The organism is Mesorhizobium sp. B4-1-1, from assembly GCF_006439375.1.
GTDB lineage: Bacteria > Pseudomonadota > Alphaproteobacteria > Rhizobiales > Rhizobiaceae > Mesorhizobium.
Genome location: NZ_VFTH01000014.1, coordinates 83,371 through 98,986, shown reverse-complemented (window position 1 = coordinate 98,986; position 15,616 = coordinate 83,371). Strand labels below are relative to the sequence as shown.

The following is a 15,616-nucleotide window of genomic DNA, read 5'->3' as shown; positions in this document are numbered from 1 at the left end:
CAAGTCTGTCCTCGCCCAACTGCTCGAGCAGACGAGGTCGTATGTGATCGTCGGCGCCATCTGCTTCGTCGCCGGTCTTCTCATCGGAGCGCTGCTATGAGTGCGCTGCTGGCATGGCTTCTCACTAACCCGACAATCCTGGCCATCGGCGCCGGCCTTGTCGGCGCCCTCGGCTGGGGCTTCCACCAGCGCCTCGCCGGCGCGCGGGCCGAGCGCGGCAAGCAGGCTGAAGCCGAGGTCGCGGCCCGCAATGTCGCCGACCAGGTCGACAACGATATCGGCGCTTTGCCGGCTGAGGCGGTCAGAAAGGAGCTGAAGTCATGGGCAAGGGACTGATCGTCGCCGCCATCGCCGCCGCGCTTGCCGGCTGCACGACGGCCAGGGGCGGCTTCTGCGTCGTCGCCTCGCCGATGCGCCTCTCCGCGAGCGCGGTCGACAGCCTGTCTGACCAGGAGGCGAGGGCGCTGCTCGCCCACAACCGCAAGGGCGAAGAACTCTGCGGCTGGAGGCCGTGATGCACGACATTTTCGATCTTCTGGGCATCAAAGGCCAGGTCGTGGCGGCGGGGCTCGCCGGCGGCGTGCTGCGGGCGCTGTCGCGCCATCGCTATAAGCTGCGCGAAATGGTTGCCTCGCCGATCTGCGGCGCCCTGGCCGCCGCCTATCTGACATTGCCTGTCGTCGCCTGGGTCCGGGCAAGCAGCCTGCCGATACCCGATACAGCCGATGACACCACCACGCTTGCCGCCGCTTTCCTCATCGGCGTTTGTGCGATGTGAATTTCGGATATCGTCTTCGAGGTGGTGGTGCGGAGATTCAGGCAAACGCCGGATTCGTGATCGCGACAGCGTCGAAGCCGTGCAAGCATATATTTTCGAAACAGACAGGGGCAGACCGTCCACGCCGGATACTTCGATGCCGGTGTCAGCGATTAGCCGCTCGAACCGCTGGAAGAACCCGGCCGCAACGCCTATCTATGGAGCAATCCAAAGGAGGTGTGACATGGCTTCTTCCACCGAACGCGCGGTCCTTGCGGGCGGCTGCTTCTGGGGCATGCAGGATCTGATCCGGCGCCTGCCCGGCGTGATCTCAACGCGAGTGGGCTACAGCGGCGGCGATGTACCGAACGCCACCTACCGCAACCACGGCACCCACGCCGAGGCGATCGAGATCAACTTCGATCCGGCCAGGACAAGCTTTCGCACATTGCTCGAATTCTTCTTCCAGATCCACGATCCGACGACAAGGAACCGCCAGGGCAACGATATCGGCATGAGCTACCGCTCGGCAATTTTCTACACCAGCGATGAACAGAAGCGGATCGCCGAGGACACGATAGCCGACGTCGACGCGTCCGGCCTGTGGCCTGGCAAGGTCGTCACCGAACTCGCCCCGGTCGGGCCTTTCTGGGAAGCAGAGCCCGAGCATCAGGACTATCTCGAGCGCTATCCCAACGGCTACACCTGCCATTTCGCGCGGCCGGGCTGGAAGCTTCCGGCCCGCCAACAGGCGGTCGCGTCATAGTCAGAGGCCAGGCTGTTTCATACAGTCTTTACGCGCTTTGATCCGCCCGCCGTGCCGGAAGGCATGGCGGGCTTTTTTGCGTTCCGGCCGCCGTCCCGGGCGGGCAACCTCAGCCCTTGGCGCGGCGGCCTTCGTGTTCGTGGCTGCCGATCCAGTGGGCGCGGATGCGGTCACTGGCTTCGAGATAAGCCATGTCGATCAGATAGGTCAGAAGCTTCTCGCCATCGGCCTCCGCCTTCTGGCGAAGTTCTCGCAAGATCCCCTGCGCAAACTGCAGGTTTTCCATTTTGCTAGGCTGGTCCATGGATGCCCCCAATGTCTGTGCGGTAAGTTTGGCTCACTATGCTTGTACGAACATTGTCACCACGCTCGCGGCGAAGCTGTACTCGGTTGCACTGATGCCCGATCAACGAACCTGTTGGACAGTGCGCGGAAATGTCGATATTTTACGCGCCCAATCGGATGGCGACCATGCACGAAGACGAGGGCAGCACTGCTGATAAGTTGCAAGCCATGCTTGACGTGATTGCCAGGAGCGAGCCCTCGAGCGAGAGCGGGCAGGCGGATTTCGGCCGGTTGAGGGCGGACGCCGCCAAGGCCGCCGGCGTGCTGATCGAATTTTACGGCGATGCGGCCCTGGAACGGGCCAAGCTCATCGAGCGCCGATCGCCCCAGTCGCATTTCGCGCGTATGGTCGCGGCTGAAGTCGGCAGGCGCGGCAAGCGGCCTGGAAGCTAGCCCGGAAACGATCGGCGAAAGCCTCTTCAGGATGATCTTCGCCTCCTCAGCCTTGCACCGAGCCGCTGCTCCACCTCTTCCTCGATGTTGTCCAGAAGATAGGACAGCATATCGTGTCCGATCGATCGCGCTATGTCCTTGGCTTGCCCAACATGGTTTTGGATATCGCGCAACGCCTGCTCCTCGCATGCGGCATCCTTCGTCAAGTCGACGAACCAGCCAGGATAAAGCGCCGCCTCGCCCACCCCGTCGACGTGACATTGGCCGACGGCCAGGATCTTGCGCAACCCCATCTTTTCGGAATGGACCCTATAGACCTCCCTGAAGCCGGCCCTGCGCTCCACGGCCTTGCGGATAGCCAGCCGAACCCTTGAGCGGTCGTCCTGATCGATGCTTTGCATGCATCGTTCAAACGAGGCGCCGTGGCAGAACTCATCAAGTGTCAGGCCGAAATAATCTGAAAGATTGGCATCGCCATAGACGCGGTCGCGCTTGATGTCCCAGGTCCAGAACCCGTCGATCGGTGGATACCGCATATGCATGTTGCGGCCGTGTTCAATCGCCGACGTCATGAAAACCGCCCCGTCCGGTTTCAAGATTCGCCGGCACTATGTAGCAAAAACCGAAAGAAACAAAGATGGCCTTTTGTACAAGGCCGGAAGTCATAAGGCCTGTTATCAATGGCATTTCGGGATGTCATATTTGATATACCAGAAAGAGGGTGCGAAGAAAATTTCTTGAGCCGAAGGAATTTTCACTTTGGTATTGCAACTGGAGTTTGGTATTTTACGTGGTAAGCGCGGCGGACAGGCGGGAAAAACAATCCCGGAGGTTGTATTTCCGCAAGAAGCATGGCTGAAAATTCTTATATTTTGTAAAACGATAAAACTCTTTGCGTGCTGCTGGAGCCCGGTCGGCTTACGGCCTCATGTTCGCCGCCTAGCAGAATGCTGACGCTGATTGGCCGGCAAACCGACCGGTGGTTGAAAATGCGAAACTTCCAGAAAAGCCGCGCATATCAGTCCAAGGCCGGGCGTTTTCCGAACGCGCCGGAGGCACCGTTGGACTGAAGATCGTCGTTCCGACTAAAGTCCTCCAAGAACCTGGGCCGACCTTTGCAGTGGCTCCGGGCCGGCTTCAGCGCCTGCCGCTGGATCATCGGCGATCCGGTCATGCTCGAACTGGCGCGCCGCGGGGAGGGCCTGCAACCAGGGCTCGCGGCGTCCGATCCACAGCTCGTAGCTCGGCGCCAGCCCTTCGGTTGGCGCAACGTCCAAGCTACCGATCGTGACCTCGGCCTCGTCATCGCCGATGAACGGAACGCGGCTTCCGCAGGTGGGGCAAAAACTCCGAGCGCCATACTTGCTGGTGATGCCCGTGGTTTCGAACGCTCTTAGCGGCCATACGGCGTAGGCATGGAAGGCCGATCCGCTTGTCTTGCGGCAGTCCTTACAGTGACAGAGGCCGACTCGAAGCGGCTCGCCGGTGACGCGGAACTGCACACCGCCACACAGGCAACTGCCGCTGCGCACGATTTCAGCCATTGCCGTTCCTCCCGCGGTGGTGCACGGAGCCGCGTTTCTCTCGCGCCCGGCAAGTCCCGCTGCCGGCTGCTAAAACCCGCAGGAGCTGGCAATGGTTCCGCCGGCGCGCAAGAAGCATCGGTCAGTCGGGAAGGTTGATCGGCTCCTCGCACCGATAGACGCGGCACTCGCCATCTTTGGCCGGAACCGTCGTCGAGACAGGCACTTCCGGCCAGTCGCACTCATTGCCGAATTGCCGAACGAACCTGTCATAGGTGTTCGGGCCCGTGGTCAAGACCACGGCATGGTCGCTTTTGATCAGCGCCTGCGTCCGCGCGCAAGTCATGGCGCGCGTATCTGGCCGGGCATAGGCAACGCTCGCGGCGCACAACATTGTGCCGGCCAACAATATCTTGCCTGCGGCAAGTGCGATCGACCGGGTTCTCATGGGACACCGGGTTTTTGACGTTTCCGGGTGCCGAATATGGATCGCGGCTAGAACACCGCAAGATATTTGAGCAGCGAGATGATGCCGATGATGATGACGATGATCTGCGCGATTTGCCGCGCGCGGGCATCGAGCGGCAGCCGTTGCACGAGGTAGAGCACCAGGATCACCACCAGGAAGGTGATCAATATGCCGACAAGAACCGACGCGCCCATATGCCTGCCTCCGTTTTATCCCAAGGTTGCCCAGATCGGGCTGCCTCAAACGTTGCGGACGGGAGAATGGTTCCACGAAGGTCAAGTGGAACAGGAGACTTGGCGGAGACGTTGTTCAGCATCTTTGAATATTAAGGATGAGAACATGAAAGACGTATTCTGCACCGCTACCGTTATCGCTTCGATCGCGATCGCCGTCGCGCTTATGCTTTTGGTTCCCATCAAACTTGAGGCCAACCCCGGGCAGCCTATGGTGTCGGCTCACTCGGCCAGGTCCGAATAGCATCGGCCCAGAGGTGAGCGGAACATGCGTGCCGCTTGCGAGTTGACTTGGTCATAACGGCGCTGGGTTCGAGCTTCAGAGAGAGGAAAAGTCCATGGGTCTCGGCACAATTCTTATCATCATTCTTATCCTTGCCCTGCTTGGCGGCTTCAGCGGCTTGGGCGGCGGGCCGTTCTACGGCACGGGCTACTATGGCGGCGGTGGTCTGGGCCTGGTTCTTGTAATTGTTATCATTCTGGTTGTGCTCGGACGGATCTGATAGCCGCCCAGCAATCAAGCCAGCGCATCCTTCAGCTTTGCCGCCAGTTGTTCCAGCGTGAACGGCTTGGCGATGAAGTGCACATCATGGTCGAGCACGCCATTGTGCACGACCGCGTTGCGGGTGAAGCCGGTCATGAACACCACTTTCAGCGATTGGGAATGCTTGCGTGCCTGTTCGGCCAACTGGCGGCCGTTCATGCCCGGCATAACGATATCCGTCAGCATCAGTGCGATGGCCGCATTCTCGCCGAGATTGCGCAGCGCCTCCTCACCGCTGGCAGCCTCGACGACCGTGTAGCCGAGCTCCAGCAGCGCGGCGGCCGTCGAAAAGCGCACGCGAGCGTCATCCTCGACGAGCAGGACGGTTTCGGTTGCCGGAGTATCGCTCCGGCTGCCTACCTTTGCCGGCATCGTCGCTTCTTCTGAACCGGTGAAACGTGGAAGATAGATCTTGACCGTCGTGCCTTCGCCGGGCTCCGAATAGATTTTGACGTGACCGCCGGATTGCTTGACGAAGCCGAACACCTGGCTGAGCCCCAGCCCTGTGCCTTTGGCCGCGGGCTTGGTGGTGAAGAACGGCTCGAAAGCCTTGGTCATGATATCGGGTGACATGCCAGCGCCGGTGTCGGTCACCGCGATCATCACATACTGGCCAGCCTTCACCTCCGGATGCGCCACCGCATAGGCTTCATCGAGATAGCAATTGGCCGTCTCGATGGTGAGCTTGCCCTTTTCGTCCATCGCGTCGCGCGCGTTGACCGCCAGGTTGATGATCGCGTTCTCGACCTGGCTCGGGTCGGCATGCGTTTTCCAGAGTCCGCCCGCCAGCACCGTTTCGATCTCGACCGCATGGCCGAGCGCTCGGTGCAAAAGGTCCGACATGCCAGCGACGAGGCGATTGGCGTCGACGATCTGCGGCGCCAGTGGCTGCTGCCTGGAAAAGGCAAGCAGCCTGGCCGTGAGATTGGCGGCGCGCGCCGCGGCGTCGGCGGCAGCCTCGACGAAGCTCTGCACGTCATGCTCGCCGCGGGCGAGCTTGCGCTGCGCGAGGTTCATGGCGCTGGTAATGACGGCCAGCATATTGTTGAAATCATGCGCAATGCCGCCCGTGAGCTGGCCAACCGCTTCCATCTTCTGCACTTGGCGAAGTTGCGACTCCGCCTTTTCACGCGTCTCGATTTCGTTGAGCAGCGCAGCGTTCTTCGCCCTCAAGGCGTCTTGCGCCGTAGCCACCTCGTGGAAGCGGCGGCTGGATTGGCGGATCGTGTAGATGCCGAGCAGGAAGATGCCCAGCAGCGCGGCGAACGAGCCGGCGCGCAACCAGCCTTCGATTTGCTCCATGCGCTCCGCGCGGGAAGCGAGGTTTGCGCCGTCGATGCGCCGGATCGCGTCGATATTGGCGCGGATCTGCTCCATATCCAGCTTGCCCCGGCCGCCGCGCACGATGTCCAGGGCCTTGGCCGTGTTGCCCGTGTCGTAGAGCCTGATCGTCTCCGCGAGTTCGGCCTGCTTGCGGGTAATCGCATCCTTGATGCCGACGACCTGCTGCGCCCTGTCGCTACCGGCCGGAAACATCTCGTCGATGCGCCTGAGCAACGCCGGCAGCGCATCGACCGCATGCTGATATGGCAGTAGGTAACTCTTCTCGCCCGTCAGCAGATAGCCACGCTGGCCGGTCTCGGTGTCCTGGGCGAGCGATAGCAGGCTCGAGAGCAATTGCTGGGCTTCGATCGCTTCGCGGCTGGCGTCGCGGTCTGCAATCTGCGCCTCGGCGAGGATGGCGCGCAAGACGATGATCAGCGCGACGACCGCAAAGCCGGCAAGGAGCGGAAGCGCTTGCCATCGCAGGGCGCGTCGCAGTCGGACAATCATTGCTTTGCAGGCCTGAGGAAATCATGAAATTCGCCAAGTCGTAGGCGGCGGCAAAGCGCAAGGCAATAGCCAGGTCCATAAGGTAATGATTGCAGCAGGCAAGGCAGGCCTGGCTATGTTAAACTTTAATGAAAGCGGCCCCGGCCGATGCCATTAAATGGAATTCCGCGGCGTTGCGGTCGACCGGCGGCAGATGCTTGAATCCCGCTAGCTCTCGCGCCCATTGCATTGGAGGCAGACGATGCTGTGTCCCGGACAGTTCAGCCGGTGCGTGCCCCCTGGGCAGCAATGGCCGTTCGAGCTCAGCCAGCGCGCGCAAACGAAAACCTTCTTGGCTCCGTGACAGCGGGAGCATTCCTGCGGACGCATCAATTCCTCCCCTGACGGGACACGATGTTCCGCTTCAACGACCGTGTTCATCCGTTTAGTCCCCACCGCCTGGATTATCGGTCATATATGTTAATTCACTATTCTTTACATTAGGGTTTATGAATGTGAAAGGCATGAAAGCGAACTAAGGCTTTCACGCGCTTGCGCGCTTTCCCTTTGCGCTGGCCTTGTTAAATGTGGTGCCGCCCGATGCGTCGACGGATTCTGGCGGGGACAGGGCAGGCAACGGGAACCTTCTTGCAATGACTTGGACTGGCGCCGGCGCGCTTTTCATCCTCGTGCTCACCTATGCCGGCGTCGCTGTCGGCCGTGTCCCGGGCCTGCGCCTCGACCGCGCCGGCATTGCGCTGCTGGGCGGCGCCGCCATGATCGCCATCGGCGCGATCGGCATTGAGGATGCCTACAAAGCCATCAATTTCGACACCATCACATTGCTGCTCGGCATGATGATCGTCGTGGCGCATCTGAAGGTCTCGGGCGCGTTTCGGGCGCTCGGCGGCTTTGCCATCGAGCATGCCCATGCACCCTTCATGCTTTTGGTGATGGTGACGCTGTTGACCGGCTTGCTCTCGGCCTTCCTGGTCAACGACGCGATCTGCCTGGTGATGGCGCCGATCGTCGTCCACGTCACACGGGTCATCAACCGCAACCCGGTGCCCTACCTCATCGCCACTTGCACGGCCTCGAACTGCGGCAGCGTCGGCACTATCACCGGCAATCCGCAGAACATGGTGATCGGCGCGCTGTCCGGCATTTCCTATCCGGCTTTCACGCTGGCGCTCGCGCCGGTGGCGCTGTTCGGCCTGCTCTGCGTCATCGTCATCGTGCGCATCGTCTACCGCACCGAATTCTCCCGCCCCGCCGAACTCAGCCCGGAAGTCTATCGCGGCCGCATGCTGCCCGGGCAGGTGTTGAAGGCCACCATCGTCTGCGTGTTGCTGGCGCTCGCCTTCTTTGCCGGCGTTCCCGTTGCCAAGGCAGCACTGATTGCCGGCGCCTTCCTGCTGGTCACCCGGGCAATCAAGCCGCGGCGCATCTACCGCGAGATCGACGGGCCGCTGCTCTTCATGTTCGCCGGCCTGTTCGTGGTGGTGGCCGGAGCCGAGCGCACGTTGCTCACGCCCGATATGATCGCTTGGGCGAAGAGCATCGGCCTCGACGATGTCTGGCGGCTCTCCGGCTTCACCGCGGTGCTTTCCAACATCATGAGCAATGTGCCGGCGGTGCTGGCGCTCCGGCCCTTCATCCCCGGGTTGGAAAACCCGGAGCGAGCCTGGCTGGTCGTGGCGATGAGCTCGACGCTTGCCGGTAATTTCACGTTACTCGGCTCGGTCGCCAATCTGATTGTCGCCGAGCAGGCAAAGGCGGCCGGCAAGGAGCTTTCCTTCTCCGCTTTCTTCAAGGTCGGCCTGCCGCTGACGTTGGTGACGCTCCTGGTCGGCACGGCCTGGCTGGCCTGGGCCTGAGGTCCCTTCGGAGCGCCTTATCCGGCCGCAGGGAGCGCTAAAGTCCGGCTTAGCCTTTGCCCGTCATCCTTACCCGTATCAGCGTCGCGGCGGCATGACCGGCGGCAGCGATGTAGTCGGGATTGTGATGGATCAGCATGCTGGAAAAGGCGCCGTCTATCAAAAGCACGATCTCGCGCGCCAGCATTTTCGCCTCGGCGACATCGTGGCCTGAAAGCGCGCTTGCCAGCCACTTTTCGAAATTGGTCTTGTGGCGTGCTCCAGCTTTCACAGCCGGATGTCCGGGTGTCGCCGCCAGCTCGGCGGCCGTGCGCAGGAAGCCACAGCCCTTCCATTTGGGATGGCGGGCCACCCGCGCCAGGTTGGTGAAGATCGCCTCGACCTTTTTATCCGTGCCGCCCTCCGCCGCTTCGAACCAGCCGGCCATCTGCTCGAGATTGGGCTGGTCGCGGCCGTCGAGATAGGCCGCGATCAGGTCGTCCTTGCTCTTGAAATGGTAGTAGAGCGTGCGCTTGGTAAGCCCCGCTTTTTCGGCCACTGCGTCGACGCTTACGCGGCCGATGCCTTCGGCATAGAACAGCTTGGTAGCCGCGTCGACAAGGCGTTTTCGAGTAGGGTTGGCTTCTTCGCTCATCGCGTAAGTATACCGACTAGTGAATATACAAGCAATCGAAAGCCTGCTCCTTATCCCGCCGAACCGCCGGAAAGGAAAAGCCATGACCGAACTTGTGCTGAGCGAGACGCGCGACCGTGTCGCCATCCTCACCCTCAACCGTCCCGACAAGCTGAACGCGCTGAATTACGCGCTGATCGACCGCCTGCTTTCGCTTCTCGATCTGATCGAGACGGACGATGGCGTGCGCGCCGTCATCCTTACCGGGGCAGGGGAGCGCGCCTTCTCCGCCGGCGCCGATATCCACGAATTCTCGTTGAGCGTGGCCGAAGGCACCGATGTCGCGCTGCGCGATTTCGTGACGCGCGGCCAGCGCCTGACGGCGCGGCTGGAGGCATTTCGCAAGCCGGTCATCGCCGCCGTCAACGGTGTGGCCTTTGGTGGCGGCTGCGAAATCACCGAAGCGGTGCCGCTGGCGATTGCCAGTGATCGCGCCCTGTTTGCAAAGCCCGAGATAAAACTCGCCATGCCGCCGACGTTCGGCGGCACGCAGCGCTTGCCGAGACTGGCCGGCCGCAAGCGCGCGCTGGAGCTGCTGCTCACCGGTGATGCGTTCTCACCCACCCGGGCACTAGAGCTCGGCCTCGTCAACCAGGTTGTGCCGCACGGTCAGTTGATGCCGGCCGCGCTCGACCTCGCACGGCGCATCGTCAGCCACTCGCGCGCGGCAGTGGCGAGCATCCTCACCGCTGTCGCGCGCGGCCTCGATCACAGCATTGCCGAAGGCCTGCTCGTCGAGGCCGAGCAGTTCGCGCGCATGGCTCCCACGGCCGATCTGCGCGAAGGCATGAGTGCCTGGATGGAGCGACGCAAGCCGATCTATGACGGCACATGGATGCATATCACCCGGCCGGCCGGGGCAAGACGAGCGGCGCGGTAACGCGATCGAACGGTGAGCGGGAGGCATGCCAGGTGATTGGTCCAGCGCTATGCCACCGCTTTGAACTGCGCCGGCGCCTGTACGCGTGCTGCCGCAGCCAGGAGGTCGGTCTGGGTGATCAGCCCTAGTATATGGCGGCTGCTATCGACGATCACCACGGCATGGCTGCGCCCGTCGGTCAGCACGGGCAGCAAGCTCATCGCCGGCGTCTCGGGTGAGGCGGTGCCGGCCTTCGACATCACCCCTTTCACCGTATCGGTGGCTCTCGTCAGCTCGCGCAGGCCTACCGCGCCAGTGAGCCTGCCGTCCGTGTCGACCACCGGCAGAGTGCGGATGTTGTGATCGATCAGCTGTTTGCGTGCTTCGTCGGCCAAGGCGGTTTCCGGCACGGAGATCACATCGCGGGACATGATATCTTTGCACAGCAGCGTGCGCTGCGAGCGCACCATCGCCTGCAACTCGACCTGGCGCAGCAGGCGTTCCAGGTCGTCGCGGTCGATGTCGAAAGTCTCGTCCAGCGCGGACAGCGCCGCATCGACATCCTCGGGCCGGAAACCGACACGCTCGGCCGGCGGCCGGTCGGCGGTGCCGTGGCCGGCCGCGGGTTGATGCACGTGCGGATAGCTGCGTCGTGACAGCTTGTGGAACAGAAAACCGAGCGTCACCAATATGATTGAGTTCAGCGCCACCGGCACAAAAGGAAACAGGAAGCCGGCGGCGGCAACGGCCGGCCCCCCGAGTACACCGGTAAGCGCTGCCGCGCCGCCCGGCGGATGCAATGAGCGCGAGAATGACATGGCGGCGATTGCCAGCGCCACCGCAAGGCCAGAGGCGATCACCGTGTCGTGCACAAAATGCGCCACCGTCACGCCGACCAGCGCCGAGATCGTGTTGCCGCCGATGATCGACCAGGGCTGCGCCAGCGGGCTCGAGGGAACGGCAAAGAGCAACACCGCCGAAGCACCCATCGGTGCCACCAGCATTGCTACATCCGCGCCCTTGCCCATCGCAAGCCCGCTGATCACGCCGGTCAGCGCGATGCCGATCACGGCACCGATGCAGGCGATCAACCGTTCGCGCAACGTGGCGCCAGCTAGGATCGGAACAAAGAGGCGGAACGCCATGGCAGGTCCTGGATCGATTGGGGTGGAATTGCGTTGCTCGCAATGCCGTTGAAACCACGGATTTGGAAGCCAAGCCAATCCGTATATTCGCAGCCTGGGAGAATATTATTGCGCCGCCAACTGCATAGGACATGTCGCCAGCGGCCTCGGCTTTCTCAATCGCGCCAAGGCGTTACGGCCGTTTGCGGAATCGGCCCGGCAATCGCCGGCCACGCAAAGGGCGGCCGCGGCGTCGTTGCGCACGACGCCGCGCGCGATGCGAGGCTTGTCTGCCGTTCGGAATCTTGCGCCGATCAGCCTGTCATCCGGCTGCAGCCGCCGCGGCCAGCCCGCGCAGAATATCGGCCTTGAGGTCTCCGACATCCTCGAGCCCGACCTGCAGGCGGATCAGCGAGCCGGCGTACGAACCTTTGGCAAGCATGCGGTCGCCGAGAAAGACCGGAACGGCGAGGCTCTCATAGCCGCCCCAGGAATAGCCGAGGCCGAAGGTCTTGAGCGCATCGAGGAAGGCGTGCTGCGCCTTTTGCCCACCGCCCTTGAGCACGATCGAGAAGACGCCGGTCGAGCCGCAGAAATCGCGCTTCCAAAGCGCGTGGTCGGGATGGCTTTCCAGAGCCGGGTGCAGCACCTGGGCGACGCCCGGCTGCTCCTCAAGCCACCGCGCGATATCGAGCGCGCTCTTGCGGTGATGCTCAAGGCGCACTCCCATGGTGCGCAGGCCGCGCAGCACCTGATAGATGTCGTCGGGTCCCGAACAACAGCCCAGCGTGCAGAAGCCCTCGTAGAGCTGTTTCCAATGGGTCTCGTTGGCCGAAACCAGGCCGAGCAGCACGTCGGAGTGGCCGGCCGGATACTTCGTCGCCGCGTGGATCGAGATGTCGACGCCATGGTCGAGCGGCTTGAAATAGAGCGGGGTCGCCCAGGTGTTGTCCATCATCACGATGGCGTTCGCCGCATGTGCAGCCTTCGCGATCGCCGGGATGTCCTGCACCTCATAGGTGTTCGATCCCGGCGATTCGGTGAACACTACCTTTGTGTTTGGTTTGATCAGCGACGCGATGCCGGCGCCGACGCGCGGCTCGTAATATTCGACCTTGACGCCGAGCCGCTTCAGCATCGTGTCGGCGAAGTGGCGCGTCGGGTGGTAGACGCTGTCGACGATCAACAGGTGATCGCCAGCGGCAAGGAAGGTGAGCAGCGGCACCGTCACCGCCGCCAGCCCGGAAGGCACCGCGATCGTGCCGGCCGAACCTTCCAGCGCATCGACGGCGAGCGTCAGCGCGTCCATCGTCGGCGTGCCGCGCGTGCCGTAAGTGTATTTCTGGCTGCGCCCTGCCATCGAAGCGGCGTCCGGATAGAGCACCGTCGAGGCATGCACGACTGGCGGGTTGACGAAGCCGAAATAGTCGCGTGGGTTGTTGCCGGAATGGGCAAGCAGCGTGTTGATGCCCATTTCGATGCCGTCTCTAGCCATGGTTGGTCGCCCGTCGAAGGATGTCAGGGGACCAGCCATAAAGCGGCGGCAATGCCGACGCAACCGCGCCGGGCCCACCAAAAGCCGATCTTCCGCTGGGCCAATGCAAAGGCGCGCAAGCCCAGTAAAGCACCGCTATCGCCGCTGCGGATTCTGGCGCCGGACCACGGATTCGCGGCGGCGCAACTTGGCTGATTTGTTCGCATCGCCTGCCGGTTTCATGTGCTCTTGTCCGCAATTCAGGCATTTGCGGCAATTGCTTTTCAAACCTCTCTGGAATCGGTCATTTCCCTTGACCTCACAGGAATAATCGCCTTCGATGCGTTTCGTGAATGGGAGGCAGCGCATCGGCAACCGATGCGGGTCCGGGAGTGGGCCTTGAAGTGGGAGCTGCATTCACAAACGAAAAAAGATCAAGCGTCGCCTGGCGATAGGGGCGCCTGTAACAGAAAAGGGTCTGTGGGTCATGAAACACATTGCAATCGGCATTCTTGGCGCCGCCGCGCTCGGGTTCATGGCGTCCGCCGCTTCGGCCGGCACGCTCGATACCGTGAAGCAGAAGGGCTTTATCCAGTGCGGCGTCTCGACCGGCCTCGCTGGCTTCTCGGCGCCGGACGACAAGGGTGACTGGAAGGGCATCGACGCGGACTTCTGTCGCGCCGTTGCGGCCGCCGTCTTCGGTGACGGCTCCAAGGTCAAGTTCACGCCGCTCAGTGCCAAGGAGCGTTTCACCGCCCTGCAGTCGGGCGAGATCGACATCCTGTCGCGCAACACCACCTGGACCAGCAACCGCGACAGCGCGCTCGGCCTAGATTTCGTCGGCGTCACCTACTATGACGGTCAGGGCTTCATGATCAACGCCAAGAAGCTGCCCGGCGTGAACTCCGCGCTGCAGCTTTCGGGCGCCGCCGTCTGCGTGCAGAGCGGCACCACCACCGAGCTCAACCTCGCCGACTACTTCAAGAAGAACAAGATGGAGTACAACCCCGTCGTGTTCGAGAAACTGGAAGAGGTCAACGCCGCCTATGATGCAGGCCGCTGCGACGCCTATACCACCGACCAGTCCGGCCTCTATGGCATCCGTCTGACGCTCTCCTCGCCGGCCGACCATGTCGTGCTGCCCGAGATCATCTCCAAGGAGCCGCTCGGCCCGGCCGTGCGCCAGGGCGACGACCAGTGGGCGCATATCGCGCGCTGGACGTATTTCGCGCTGCTCAATGCCGAGGAAGCCGGCATCACGCAGGCCAATGTCGACGAGATGAAGACGTCGACCGACCCGAACATCCAGCGCCTCCTCGGCACTGAACCCGACGGCAAGTACGGCGCCGATCTCGGCCTCTCCAACGACTTCGTTGTCAACATCGTCAAGGCTGTCGGCAACTACGGTGAAATGTTCGAGCGCAATGTCGGCTCGGGCAGCCCGCTCAAGATCGCGCGCGGCATCAACGCGCTGTGGACCAAGGGCGGCCTGCAATACGGTCCGCCGATCCGCTGATTGAAACGTGATCCGGGAGGCAGGTCGTCTGCCTCCCGGTTTCTCTTTCCAGGGGACGGTCCATGGCTTCGCAGGAAATTCTTCGCGGGGAGCCGAGTCGCGGCTCCTTCATCAATGACCCGAGAATACGCAGCCTGTTCTTTCAGACGCTGGTCGTGATCCTCCTCTTTGGCTCGATCTGGTGGATCGTCGACAACGTCATCGAGAACCTTCAGCGCCTCCACATCGCTTCAGGCTTCCAATTCCTCAGAAGCAGGGCCGGCTTCGACATTTCCGACACGCCGATCGCCTATACGTCGGACTCGACCTATTTCCGCGCGCTGGTCGTCGGTTTGCTCAACACGATCATCGTTGCCGTCGCCGGCATCGTGCTTGCGACCATCGTGGGCTTCGCCATCGGCATCGGCCGCCTGTCGCAGAACTGGCTGATCCGCAAGATCTGCACCGTCTATGTCGAGATATTCCGCAACATCCCGCCGCTGCTGGTCATCTTCTTCTGGTATTCCGGCGTGCTGGCCGTGCTGCCGCCGCCACGCGAGAGCATCCATCTGCCTTTCGGCTCCTTCCTCAACCAGCGCGGCTTCTATTTTCCGCGCGCCGTTTGGGGGGATGGCTCCTGGCTGATCGGCGTCGCACTGCTGCTCGCCATTGCAATGGCCTGGTTCGTCGCCCACAGGGCGCGACAGCGGCAGAAGGCGACCGGTCAGCAATTTCCGGTCTTCTGGACATCGGTCACGCTTATCGTCGGCCTGCCGGTGCTGGCCTACCTGCTTAGCGGCATGCCGCTCACCTTCGATTTTCCGAAGCAGTCGACCTTCAACCTGACCGGTGGCTTCTGGGTCAAGCCGGAATTCCTGTCGCTCTTGCTGGCGCTCTCCTTCTACACGGCGGCCTTCATCGCCGAGATCGTGCGCGCCGGCATCAGGGGCGTCAGCAAAGGCCAGAGCGAAGCAGCGGCGGCACTCGGCCTCCGCTCCGGTCCGATCCTGCGGCTTGTGGTCATCCCGCAGGCGATGCGCATAGTCATCCCGCCGCTCACCAGCCAGTATCTCAACCTGACCAAGAACTCCTCGCTGGCGATCGCCATCGGCTATCCGGACCTTACCGCGACCGCCGGCACGGTCCTCAACCAGACCGGCCAGGCGGTGGAGGGCGTGTTCATCATGATGATCGCCTATCTGGTGCTGAGCCTGGTGACGTCCTTTGTCATGAACATCGTCAACGCCAGAATGGCGCTGGTGGAGAGGTAGG

Annotated in this window: 19 protein-coding genes; 10 read left to right on the top strand and 9 right to left on the bottom strand. The window is 62.4% G+C overall.

The genetic code is table 11. From position 1 onward, the window contains the following. Positions 1-96: 96 nt before the first annotated feature. The 4 genes from FJW10_RS19875 (at position 97) to msrA (ending at position 1,523) form a co-directional block, all read left to right on the top strand. Entirely contained in the window at positions 97-336 is a 240-nt protein-coding gene (locus tag FJW10_RS19875; protein WP_140901327.1) for an ABC transporter permease, read from the top strand. After that, positions 321-515: a hypothetical protein gene (locus FJW10_RS19870; RefSeq protein ID WP_140901326.1), complete on the top strand. Its 195-nt coding sequence runs from the start codon at positions 321-323 to the stop codon at positions 513-515. Before FJW10_RS19875 ends, FJW10_RS19870 begins: the two co-directional genes overlap by 16 nt. Further along, complete coding sequence (locus FJW10_RS19865; RefSeq protein ID WP_140901325.1) at positions 515-778, top strand: hypothetical protein; 264 nt, start codon at positions 515-517, stop codon at positions 776-778. Before FJW10_RS19870 ends, FJW10_RS19865 begins: the two co-directional genes overlap by 1 nt. 223 nt (positions 779-1,001) lie before the next feature. Then, complete coding sequence (msrA, locus tag FJW10_RS19860) at positions 1,002-1,523, top strand: peptide-methionine (S)-S-oxide reductase MsrA (RefSeq protein ID WP_140901324.1); 522 nt, start codon at positions 1,002-1,004, stop codon at positions 1,521-1,523. 109 nt (positions 1,524-1,632) lie between these two features. Here the strand turns inward: msrA and FJW10_RS30510 are convergent, their stop codons facing one another. After that, positions 1,633-1,827, bottom strand: coding sequence for a hypothetical protein (locus FJW10_RS30510; protein WP_127235553.1), 195 nt, complete (start codon positions 1,825-1,827; stop codon positions 1,633-1,635). A 167-nt stretch (positions 1,828-1,994) separates the two neighbouring features. Between FJW10_RS30510 and FJW10_RS19855 the strand changes: the two genes are divergently transcribed. Further along, positions 1,995-2,261, top strand: a complete 267-nt coding sequence (locus FJW10_RS19855) for a hypothetical protein (RefSeq protein WP_140835889.1) — start codon at positions 1,995-1,997, stop codon at positions 2,259-2,261. Positions 2,262-2,287: 26 nt separating this feature from the next. Here the strand turns inward: FJW10_RS19855 and FJW10_RS19850 are convergent, their stop codons facing one another. The 4 genes from FJW10_RS19850 to FJW10_RS19835 form a co-directional block, all read right to left on the bottom strand. Then, a complete protein-coding gene (locus tag FJW10_RS19850; RefSeq protein ID WP_140901323.1) occupies positions 2,288-2,833 on the bottom strand; it encodes a hypothetical protein in 546 nt (181 codons plus the stop codon). Positions 2,834-3,346: 513 nt separating this feature from the next. Further along, on the bottom strand, positions 3,347-3,805 hold the full coding sequence (locus FJW10_RS19845; protein WP_140901322.1) for a GFA family protein: 459 nt from the start codon (positions 3,803-3,805) through the stop codon (positions 3,347-3,349). A 121-nt stretch (positions 3,806-3,926) separates the two neighbouring features. After that, on the bottom strand, positions 3,927-4,232 hold the full coding sequence (locus tag FJW10_RS19840; protein WP_140901321.1) for a hypothetical protein: 306 nt from the start codon (positions 4,230-4,232) through the stop codon (positions 3,927-3,929). Between the two features lie 47 nt (positions 4,233-4,279). Beyond that, positions 4,280-4,447: a Thivi_2564 family membrane protein gene (locus FJW10_RS19835; protein ID WP_140835886.1), complete on the bottom strand. Its 168-nt coding sequence runs from the start codon at positions 4,445-4,447 to the stop codon at positions 4,280-4,282. A gap of 377 nt (positions 4,448-4,824) precedes the next feature. Here FJW10_RS19835 and FJW10_RS19830 point away from each other — a divergent pair, with 377 nt between their 5' ends. Next, on the top strand, positions 4,825-4,989 hold the full coding sequence (locus FJW10_RS19830; protein ID WP_082048942.1) for a DUF3309 family protein: 165 nt from the start codon (positions 4,825-4,827) through the stop codon (positions 4,987-4,989). 14 nt (positions 4,990-5,003) lie between these two features. On the opposite strand, the gene FJW10_RS19825 is transcribed toward FJW10_RS19830, so the two are convergent. Further along, positions 5,004-6,863, bottom strand: a complete 1,860-nt coding sequence (locus FJW10_RS19825; protein WP_246674321.1) for a CHASE3 domain-containing protein — start codon at positions 6,861-6,863, stop codon at positions 5,004-5,006. A 632-nt stretch (positions 6,864-7,495) separates the two neighbouring features. Between FJW10_RS19825 and FJW10_RS19820 the strand changes: the two genes are divergently transcribed. After that, on the top strand, positions 7,496-8,719 hold the full coding sequence (locus FJW10_RS19820) for an anion transporter (RefSeq protein WP_140901320.1): 1,224 nt from the start codon (positions 7,496-7,498) through the stop codon (positions 8,717-8,719). A 49-nt stretch (positions 8,720-8,768) separates the two neighbouring features. On the opposite strand, the gene FJW10_RS19815 is transcribed toward FJW10_RS19820, so the two are convergent. Beyond that, positions 8,769-9,353: a TetR/AcrR family transcriptional regulator gene (locus FJW10_RS19815; protein ID WP_140901319.1), complete on the bottom strand. Its 585-nt coding sequence runs from the start codon at positions 9,351-9,353 to the stop codon at positions 8,769-8,771. 82 nt (positions 9,354-9,435) lie between these two features. On the opposite strand from FJW10_RS19815, the gene FJW10_RS19810 reads away from it, so the two are divergent. Beyond that, on the top strand, positions 9,436-10,272 hold the full coding sequence (locus tag FJW10_RS19810) for a crotonase/enoyl-CoA hydratase family protein (RefSeq protein WP_140901318.1): 837 nt from the start codon (positions 9,436-9,438) through the stop codon (positions 10,270-10,272). Between the two features lie 47 nt (positions 10,273-10,319). Here the strand turns inward: FJW10_RS19810 and FJW10_RS19805 are convergent, their stop codons facing one another. Next, a complete protein-coding gene (locus FJW10_RS19805) occupies positions 10,320-11,396 on the bottom strand; it encodes an HPP family protein (protein ID WP_140835882.1) in 1,077 nt (358 codons plus the stop codon). Positions 11,397-11,697: 301 nt separating this feature from the next. Next, the gene (locus FJW10_RS19800) at positions 11,698-12,870 is read right to left on the bottom strand and encodes a cystathionine beta-lyase (RefSeq protein ID WP_140901317.1); all 1,173 of its coding nucleotides are present in this window, start codon (positions 12,868-12,870) and stop codon (positions 11,698-11,700) included. 466 nt (positions 12,871-13,336) lie between these two features. On the opposite strand from FJW10_RS19800, the gene FJW10_RS19795 reads away from it, so the two are divergent. Both FJW10_RS19795 and FJW10_RS19790 read left to right on the top strand, forming a co-directional pair. Beyond that, on the top strand, positions 13,337-14,365 hold the full coding sequence (locus tag FJW10_RS19795) for an amino acid ABC transporter substrate-binding protein (RefSeq protein WP_140835880.1): 1,029 nt from the start codon (positions 13,337-13,339) through the stop codon (positions 14,363-14,365). Between the two features lie 62 nt (positions 14,366-14,427). After that, positions 14,428-15,615, top strand: coding sequence for an amino acid ABC transporter permease (locus tag FJW10_RS19790; protein ID WP_140901316.1), 1,188 nt, complete (start codon positions 14,428-14,430; stop codon positions 15,613-15,615). Position 15,616: the final 1 nt, after the last annotated feature.

Excerpts from the sequence above, each read along its gene's own strand:
- FJW10_RS19835 (WP_140835886.1), bottom strand. The coding sequence starts at position 4,447 with ATGGGCGCGTCGGTTCTTGTCGGCATATTGATCACCTTCCTGGTGGTG.
- FJW10_RS19825 (WP_246674321.1), bottom strand. The coding sequence starts at position 6,863 with ATGATTGTCCGACTGCGACGCGCCCTGCGATGGCAAGCGCTTCCGCTC.
- FJW10_RS19850 (WP_140901323.1), bottom strand. The coding sequence starts at position 2,833 with ATGACGTCGGCGATTGAACACGGCCGCAACATGCATATGCGGTATCCA.
- FJW10_RS30510 (WP_127235553.1), bottom strand. The coding sequence starts at position 1,827 with ATGGACCAGCCTAGCAAAATGGAAAACCTGCAGTTTGCGCAGGGGATC.
- FJW10_RS19875 (WP_140901327.1), top strand. The coding sequence starts at position 97 with ATGAGTGCGCTGCTGGCATGGCTTCTCACTAACCCGACAATCCTGGCC.
- FJW10_RS19820 (WP_140901320.1), top strand. The coding sequence starts at position 7,496 with ATGACTTGGACTGGCGCCGGCGCGCTTTTCATCCTCGTGCTCACCTAT.
- FJW10_RS19840 (WP_140901321.1), bottom strand. The coding sequence starts at position 4,232 with ATGAGAACCCGGTCGATCGCACTTGCCGCAGGCAAGATATTGTTGGCC.
- FJW10_RS19795 (WP_140835880.1), top strand. The coding sequence starts at position 13,337 with ATGAAACACATTGCAATCGGCATTCTTGGCGCCGCCGCGCTCGGGTTC.
- FJW10_RS19865 (WP_140901325.1), top strand. The coding sequence starts at position 515 with ATGCACGACATTTTCGATCTTCTGGGCATCAAAGGCCAGGTCGTGGCG.
- FJW10_RS19855 (WP_140835889.1), top strand. The coding sequence starts at position 1,995 with ATGCACGAAGACGAGGGCAGCACTGCTGATAAGTTGCAAGCCATGCTT.
- FJW10_RS19805 (WP_140835882.1), bottom strand. The coding sequence starts at position 11,396 with ATGGCGTTCCGCCTCTTTGTTCCGATCCTAGCTGGCGCCACGTTGCGC.
- FJW10_RS19845 (WP_140901322.1), bottom strand. The coding sequence starts at position 3,805 with ATGGCTGAAATCGTGCGCAGCGGCAGTTGCCTGTGTGGCGGTGTGCAG.
- FJW10_RS19810 (WP_140901318.1), top strand. The coding sequence starts at position 9,436 with ATGACCGAACTTGTGCTGAGCGAGACGCGCGACCGTGTCGCCATCCTC.
- FJW10_RS19800 (WP_140901317.1), bottom strand. The coding sequence starts at position 12,870 with ATGGCTAGAGACGGCATCGAAATGGGCATCAACACGCTGCTTGCCCAT.
- msrA (WP_140901324.1), top strand. The coding sequence starts at position 1,002 with ATGGCTTCTTCCACCGAACGCGCGGTCCTTGCGGGCGGCTGCTTCTGG.
- FJW10_RS19830 (WP_082048942.1), top strand. The coding sequence starts at position 4,825 with ATGGGTCTCGGCACAATTCTTATCATCATTCTTATCCTTGCCCTGCTT.
- FJW10_RS19870 (WP_140901326.1), top strand. The coding sequence starts at position 321 with ATGGGCAAGGGACTGATCGTCGCCGCCATCGCCGCCGCGCTTGCCGGC.
- FJW10_RS19790 (WP_140901316.1), top strand. The coding sequence starts at position 14,428 with ATGGCTTCGCAGGAAATTCTTCGCGGGGAGCCGAGTCGCGGCTCCTTC.
- FJW10_RS19815 (WP_140901319.1), bottom strand. The coding sequence starts at position 9,353 with ATGAGCGAAGAAGCCAACCCTACTCGAAAACGCCTTGTCGACGCGGCT.